Annotated in this window: 8 protein-coding genes; all 8 read right to left on the bottom strand. The window is 57.2% G+C overall.

Annotated features, from left to right (window positions below):
• Nucleotides 1-143 precede the first annotated feature (143 nt).
• Nucleotides 144-1,496 (bottom strand): sigma E protease regulator RseP, encoded by a 1,353-nt coding sequence (rseP, locus tag ACIQVE_RS28875; protein ID WP_402815266.1) that lies wholly within the window; start codon nucleotides 1,494-1,496, stop codon nucleotides 144-146.
• A gap of 54 nt (nucleotides 1,497-1,550) precedes the next feature.
• Complete coding sequence (gene ispC, locus ACIQVE_RS28870; RefSeq protein WP_402815264.1) at nucleotides 1,551-2,741, bottom strand: 1-deoxy-D-xylulose-5-phosphate reductoisomerase; 1,191 nt, start codon at nucleotides 2,739-2,741, stop codon at nucleotides 1,551-1,553.
• Nucleotides 2,738-3,544, bottom strand: a complete 807-nt coding sequence (locus ACIQVE_RS28865; protein WP_150594528.1) for a phosphatidate cytidylyltransferase — start codon at nucleotides 3,542-3,544, stop codon at nucleotides 2,738-2,740. The genes ispC and ACIQVE_RS28865 overlap by 4 nt, the downstream gene beginning before the upstream one ends.
• Nucleotides 3,544-4,299 carry a polyprenyl diphosphate synthase gene (uppS, locus tag ACIQVE_RS28860; RefSeq protein ID WP_402815261.1) on the bottom strand — a complete coding sequence of 252 codons (756 nt, stop codon included), beginning with the start codon at nucleotides 4,297-4,299 and terminating at the stop codon, nucleotides 3,544-3,546. The genes ACIQVE_RS28865 and uppS overlap by 1 nt, the downstream gene beginning before the upstream one ends.
• A gap of 14 nt (nucleotides 4,300-4,313) precedes the next feature.
• A complete protein-coding gene (gene frr / locus ACIQVE_RS28855; protein WP_042557876.1) occupies nucleotides 4,314-4,871 on the bottom strand; it encodes a ribosome recycling factor in 558 nt (185 codons plus the stop codon).
• Complete coding sequence (gene pyrH / locus ACIQVE_RS28850) at nucleotides 4,868-5,611, bottom strand: UMP kinase (RefSeq protein ID WP_003222124.1); 744 nt, start codon at nucleotides 5,609-5,611, stop codon at nucleotides 4,868-4,870. The genes frr and pyrH overlap by 4 nt, the downstream gene beginning before the upstream one ends.
• Before the next feature lie 208 nt (nucleotides 5,612-5,819).
• The gene (gene tsf, locus ACIQVE_RS28845; RefSeq protein ID WP_402815258.1) at nucleotides 5,820-6,683 is read right to left on the bottom strand and encodes a translation elongation factor Ts; all 864 of its coding nucleotides are present in this window, start codon (nucleotides 6,681-6,683) and stop codon (nucleotides 5,820-5,822) included.
• Nucleotides 6,684-6,875: 192 nt separating this feature from the next.
• A partial coding sequence (locus ACIQVE_RS28840; protein WP_402815256.1) for a 30S ribosomal protein S2 occupies nucleotides 6,876-7,076 on the bottom strand: 201 nt, incomplete at its 5' end.

Raw genomic sequence — 7,076 nt, 5'->3', positions numbered from 1 at the left:
GAAGGACTCAGCGTGAACTTCGGCGATCATCAATACGGTGAGAACCGCAGTTAGCAGCAGACGTTTCATGAAGTCCTTTCTTATTCCAACTGGCAATAAACAAACTGCCGCAAAATGCGGCAGATTCGCAATTCAGCGAAGCGTTACAGTCGACCCAGATCGTTGACCAGAGCAAGCACCATCACCCCGACCACCAAACTTTTACCTATCTGTATCCCCCAACCTTGCACCCGATCCGACAAGGGACGACCACGCGTCCACTCGATCAGATAAAACAACAAATGCCCCCCATCCAGTACAGGAATGGGCAGCAAATTCAGAACACCCAGGCTAATACTCAGATAAGCAAGGAAATTCAGGAAATCAGCGACACCCGACTGGGCAGAAGCGCCCGCCACTTTAGCAATGGTTATCGGTCCACTCAAGTTTTTTACCGAGAGCTCGCCGAACAGCATTTTCTTGAGTGAATCCAGCGTGAGGATGCTCATGGTCCAAGTGCGACGAGCGCCCTCGCCAATCGCGGCCAATGGCCCATAACTGACTTCGCGGATCATCTCGGGCGGCCAGTCGATAGCTTTTACGCCCGCGCCCAGATAACCGCTGGGCGTCTTGCTTTCACCGCGCGCCGCCAAAGTGACAGGGACGTCGATTTGAGCACCATCGCGTTCGACTCGCAGCAAGATTTTGGTATCAGGACGCGTACGAACGGTATCGATCACCTGTTGCCAGTCATTGAGCGCCTGTCCGTCAAGAGACACCAGACGATCTCCTGTTTTCAGGCCGGCGGCCTGGGCCGGGCCTTTTGGATCAAGTTCAGCAAGCACAGGCGGCAAGGCCGGACGCCACGGACGAATCCCCAGCGAGCGGATCGGGTCGGGCTCATCAGCACCCTGAAGCCATTTATCCAGAACCAGTTCGCGCTGCGAATCCGCAGTAGACCCCTGCTCGCGCACCAACAACTGCAGTGAACCGCTTTCGCCGAGTCGGCGAACCAACTGCAAATTGACCGCCGCCCAACCAGTGGTCGGCTCGCCATCGATCGCGACGATCTCCTGACCTGCCACCAAACCAGCCTTCGCGGCGATACTGCCGGACTCGACCGCACCGATAACCGGACGCACCTGCTCGCTACCGAGCATCGCCAACACCCAGAAAAACACCAGGGCCAGCAGAAAGTTGGCGATAGGGCCGGCCGCAACAATGGCGATACGCTGGCGAACGGACTTGCGATTGAAGGACTGATCCTGCTGATCAACCGGCACTTCGCCTTCGCGCTCGTCGAGCATCTTGACGTAGCCACCCAGCGGAATCGCAGCAATGACAAACTCGGTGCCTTGCTTGTCGTGCCAGCGCAGCAGCGGCATACCAAAGCCTACGGAAAAGCGCAGAACCTTGACGCCACAGCGACGCGCGACCCAGAAGTGGCCGAATTCGTGAAAGGTGACCAGCACACCCAAGGCGATCAGGGTGCCGGCAATCATATAGAGCGCGCTCATCTACTTTCTCCGCAATCCCGTTCAGTGCCGCATGAAACTATTATGTTGCAAAACCTATCGGTCGTGACGAGCCAACCATTGCCCGGCCAGAACTCGCGCTTTCGCGTCCGCCGTGAACACGGCATCGAGATCATCCAGTGCCACGACCGGCTCGAGATTCAAGACCTCGTCGATGATACTCGCGATTTCCAGGTAACGAACCCGTCCGTCGAGAAACGCTGCCACAGCCACTTCGTTGGCCGCATTGAGCATCGCCGGCGCGCTGTCGCCCGCCTCGGCCGCTTGCCGCGCCAGACGCAGGCACGGGAAGCGCTCTTCGTCCGGCGCTTCAAAGTCCAGACGCGCGATCGCAAACAGATCCAGCGGCGCAACGCCGGAGTCAATACGCTCCGGCCAGGCCAGCGCGTTGGCGATCGGCGTGCGCATGTCAGGATTGCCCAACTGCGCCAGGACCGAGCCGTCGACATAATCGACCAGCGAGTGAATCACGCTCTGCGGATGAATCACCACCTCGACCTGCGCCGGTTTTGCATCGAACAACCAGCAGGCCTCGATCAACTCGAGACCTTTGTTCATCATGCTGGCCGAATCCACTGAAATCTTGCGGCCCATTGACCAGTTCGGATGCGCACACGCCTGCTCCGGCGAAACATGCGCCAATTCACTCATAGGCGTCTGTCGGAAAGGCCCACCAGAGGCTGTGAGTAAAATCCGACGAACACCGACTTTGCTTAATCCGGTAGCGAAATCCCGTGGCATGCACTGGAAAATCGCATTGTGCTCGCTGTCGATCGGTAGCAGTACCGAACCACTCTTGCGCACTGCCTGCATGAACAAGGCGCCGGACATCACCAGCGCCTCTTTATTTGCCAAGAGAATCTTCTTGCCAGCCTCAACAGCAGCCAGCGTTGGACGCAGGCCGGCGGCACCGACGATCGCAGCCATGACAGCATCGACTTCCGGCGCAGAAGCGACCTGACACAAGCCCGCCTCACCCACCAGCACACGGGTCGCCAAACCGGCAGCGCGCAAATCATCCTGCAAACCGCGAGCTGCAGCGACTTCCGGCACAACGGCAAATTGCGGCACGTGACGTATGCACAAGGCCAACAGTTCGCTCAGGCGCGTAAAACCACTCAGTGCGAACACCTGATAACGCTCAGGGTGACGCGCAATCACATCAAGGGTGCTCAGGCCAATCGAGCCGGTAGCACCCAGAACGGTAATCTGTTGCGGGCGGCTCACGGCGCAGCCATCCACAGCAATACGGCAAAGACCGGAATGGCTGCGGTCAGGCTGTCGATGCGATCAAGCACGCCGCCATGACCGGGCAGCAGGTTACTGCTGTCCTTGATGCCGGACTGACGCTTGAACATGCTTTCGGTCAGGTCACCCACGACCGAGATAAAGACGATCAGCGCTGCGCCAATCAGACCTTTGAGCAACTCGGCCACTGTCCAGTCACGCACCAGGCCGACAATCGCGGTGATCACCAGACTCAGCGCCAGACCACCGTAAACGCCTTCCCAGCTTTTACCGGGGCTGACTTGAGGGGCCAACTTGCGCTTGCCGAATTTACGGCCAGAGAAATAGGCGCCGATATCTGCACCCCAGACCAACACCATCACAGCCATGATCAACCAGTTACCCAACGGGTACTGCTTGATCTGCACCAGACCTTGCCAGGCCGGCAGCAGAATCAGCAAGCCAATCACCAGCTTGGTGGCCGCGCTGGACCAGTGCTCACTGGAACGTGGATAGGTCAGCACCAGATAAGTCGCAACAGCCCACCACAGTACCGAAGCACCCAGCACCCACGGCGCAAGACCGGGCAGCACATACATGACGAACAACATCAATGCGACGACGGCGGCAAAACCGACGCGGAACGATTGTGCGGTGAAGCCTGCCAGCCGCGCCCATTCCCAGGCACCCAGGCTCACGACCAGACCGATGAACAGCGCAAAACCAGAGCCTTCGAGCAGGAAAAACCCGCACAAGGCGATCGGTAGCAAGATCAGTGCAGTGATGATTCGTTGTTTAAGCATTAAACCCGGGCTCCAGCTTCGACCTGTTCGCTCGTTTTACCGAAACGACGTTGGCGCGAAGCGAAATCGGCCAGCGCTGTGCGCATGGCATCGTGTTTGAAGTCCGGCCAGAACAGGTCGGAGAAGTACAACTCGGCGTAAGCCAGCTGCCACAACAGGAAGTTGCTGATGCGGTGCTCGCCACCGGTACGGATGCACAAGTCTGGCAGCGGCAGATCGCCGGTTGCCAGACAGGTTTGCAGCAGATCCGGAGTGATGTCCTCCGGGCGCAGATGCCCGGCCTGAACTTCACGTGCCAGACGCTGTGCAGCTTGTGCGATGTCCCACTGACCGCCGTAGTTGGCGGCAATCTGCAGGATAAAACGGTTGGCACCGGCGGTCATGGCCTCGGCTTCGCGCATCGCAACCTGAAGCTCAGGATGAAAGCGCGAGCGATCGCCAATGATGCGCAGGCTGATGTTGTTGTCGTTGAGGCGCTTGGCCTCACGACGCAGCGCTTTGAAAAACAGGTCCATCAAAGCGCTGACCTCATCGGCCGGGCGCTGCCAGTTTTCACTGGAGAAAGCGAACAGAGTGAGCACCTCGACCTTGGCCTCGGCACACACCTCGATTACCGCACGAACCGCATCCACGCCCGCCTTATGCCCGGCGACACCCGGCATAAAGCGTTTTTTCGCCCAGCGATTGTTGCCATCCATGATGATCGCGACATGGCGCGGCACCGCGGACGGCGCAGTCTGCTTGGTCTTGTCCATTAAAAACTCGACCCTTATACGGCCATCAAATCCGCTTCTTTCTGCTTGGTAGCCGCGTCGATATCAGCCTCAGCCTTGTCGGTGAGCTTCTGGATATCGGCAGCAGCACGACGCTCTTCGTCTTCGCTGATTTCTTTGTCTTTAACCAGTTTTTTCAGATCGCCCAACGCATCGCGACGGATGTTGCGCACGGCAACACGAGCGTCTTCTGCGGCACTGCGCGCCTGCTTGGTGAAGCCCTTACGGGTTTCTTCGGTCAGGGCAGGCATGGAAATCAACAACAACTCGCCCAGGTTGGTCGGGTTGAGGTTCAGACCAGCGCTCTGGATTGCCTTGTCGACAGCCGCGAGCATATTGCGCTCGAAAGCCACGACTTGCAGGGTGCGCGAGTCTTTTACGGTGATGTTGGCCACTTGGGTGATGGAGGTATCAGCGCCGTAGTACGGCACCATCACGCTGCCCAGAATGCTTGGGTGAGCCTTGCCGGTACGAATCTGACCAAATGCGTGGGCCAGAGAGTCCAGGGATTTCTGCATACGCTCTTGAGCGTCTTTCTTGATTTCGTTGATCATTGTTGACCTTCCTCGATCAGGGTGCCTTCAGCGCCGCCATGCACGATGTTCAGCAGGGCGCCGGGCTTGTTCATGTTGAATACACGCAACGGCATCTTGTGGTCGCGGCACAGGCAAATAGCAGTCAGGTCCATTACACCCAGCTTGCGATCCAGCACTTCATCATAAGTCAGATGATCGAACTTCTCGGCATGCGGGTCTTTGAACGGATCTGCGGTGTAGACGCCGTCAACTTTGGTCGCCTTGAGCACGACATCGGCATCGATTTCGATTGCACGCAGGCAGGCTGCCGAATCCGTAGTAAAGAACGGGTTACCGGTACCGGCTGCGAAAATCACGACGTCTTTGGAGTTCAGGTGACGCATGGCTTTGCGGCGATCGTAGTGATCGGTCACGCCTACCATCGAAATGGCCGACATGACGATTGCCGAGATATTCGCACGTTCCAGCGCGTCACGCATGGCCAAGGCGTTCATCACAGTGGCCAGCATGCCCATGTGGTCGCCTGTCACCCGATCCATACCGGCTTTGCTCAAGGCTTCGCCGCGGAACAGGTTGCCACCGCCGATCACCAGACCGACCTGTACGCCGATGCCGACCAGTTGGCCGACTTCCAGCGCCATCCGATCCAGCACTTTTGGATCGATCCCGAACTCTTCCGAGCCCATCAGGGCCTCGCCGCTAAGCTTGAGTAGAATGCGTTTATAGCGAGCCTGATAACCACTGCCCTGCTGAGCCATTGCGAATCTCTCCTGCGGCGTATTTAAAATTCTTTGCGAGCTGTTTTCAGCTGGCGTTCACTCTAGCTTGGCACTGCTTCAGCGCCATCGGAACATGGCTTTGTAAGTCAGTTCCAAGTGGAAACCAATAAATAATTGGTGACCCCATCTGAAAAGAGGCTGCGCGCGTGAGCGGGCAGCCTCTTTCGGGCGACAGTTTAAAACCGTCTTACTGCTTGGCGGCAGCCAGCTGGGCAGCAACTTCTTCAGCGAAGTTGTCGACCGGCTTCTCGATGCCTTCGCCTACTTTGAAGTAAGTGAAGGAAACGATTTCAGCGCCGGCCTTCTTGGCCAGGTCGCCGACCTTGATTTCAGGGTTCTTGACGAACGCCTGCTCAACCAGGCTCGCCTCAGCCAGGAACTTGCTGATACGGCCTTTGATCATGTTTTCAACGATGTTTTCTGGCTTGCCAGCGATCTTGTCAGCGTTCAGGCTCAGGAAAACGCCCTTCTCACGCTCAACCGCTTCAGCGGAAACTTCCGATGGCAGCAGGAATTCAGGGTTGGTCGCCGCTACGTGCATAGCGATGTCCTTGGCCAGCTCAACGTCGCCGCCTTTCAGAACAACTGCAACACCGATCTTGTTGCCGTGCAGGTAACCACCAACAACATCACCTTCAACACGAACCAGACGACGGATGTTGACGTTTTCGCCAACCTTGCCGACCAGTACCAGGCGATCAGCTTCTTGAGCTTCGATCAGAGGCTCAACAGTAGTCAGCTTCTCGTCGAATGCTTTTTTGACGCTGGCAGCAACGAATGCCTTGAAGTCGTCTTGCAGAGCGAGGAAGTCGGTCTGCGAGTTCACTTCCAGCAGAACGGCAGACTTACCGTCTTCAACCAGAGCGATCGCGCCTTCAGCAGCTACGTTGCCGGCTTTCTTGGCGGCCTTGATGGCGCCCGAAGCACGCATGTCGTCAATGGCTTTTTCGATGTCGCCGCCGGCCTTGGTCAAGGCCTTTTTGCAATCCATCATGCCTTCGCCGGTACGCTCACGCAGTTCTTTAACCAACGCTGCAGTAATCTCTGCCATTTTCAAATTCCTCTTGGATAGGTTTTCAACCATTCCACCCGATCGAACGGGCGTTCAATTCTTCCCGAATCACCCTTGTTAGCCGCTGCACGTTACAAATGCTGTAGCTGCGCTGTTAACAAATGGTTTTCAAGGTGGCAAAAAGGGGGCCAAGCCCCCTTTTTGCTTACTGAGTCAACGCCAGGGCGTCAATTACTCAGCTGCAGCGGCCGGAGCTTCTTCAGCTGCGAACTCTACAGTGCCGCCGCCAACATTGCTGCGACCACGGATAACAGCGTCAGCCATCGAACCCATGTACAGCTGGATAGCGCGGATTGCGTCATCGTTGCCTGGGATGATGTAGTCAACGCCTTCCGGGCTGCTGTTGGTATCGACAACGCCGATTACCGGGAT

The sequence above is a fragment of the Pseudomonas sp. NPDC098747 genome, assembly GCF_044760045.1.
Taxonomy (GTDB): domain Bacteria; phylum Pseudomonadota; class Gammaproteobacteria; order Pseudomonadales; family Pseudomonadaceae; genus Aquipseudomonas.
Note: the sequence above shows the minus strand (reverse complement) of the source record. Positions and strands in the feature narration are given on the sequence as shown.

Excerpts from the sequence above, each read along its gene's own strand:
- ACIQVE_RS28865 (WP_150594528.1), bottom strand. The coding sequence starts at position 3,544 with ATGCTTAAACAACGAATCATCACTGCACTGATCTTGCTACCGATCGCC.
- pyrH (WP_003222124.1), bottom strand. The coding sequence starts at position 5,611 with ATGGCTCAGCAGGGCAGTGGTTATCAGGCTCGCTATAAACGCATTCTA.
- frr (WP_042557876.1), bottom strand. The coding sequence starts at position 4,871 with ATGATCAACGAAATCAAGAAAGACGCTCAAGAGCGTATGCAGAAATCC.
- tsf (WP_402815258.1), bottom strand. The coding sequence starts at position 6,683 with ATGGCAGAGATTACTGCAGCGTTGGTTAAAGAACTGCGTGAGCGTACC.
- uppS (WP_402815261.1), bottom strand. The coding sequence starts at position 4,299 with ATGGACAAGACCAAGCAGACTGCGCCGTCCGCGGTGCCGCGCCATGTC.
- rseP (WP_402815266.1), bottom strand. The coding sequence starts at position 1,496 with ATGAGCGCGCTCTATATGATTGCCGGCACCCTGATCGCCTTGGGTGTG.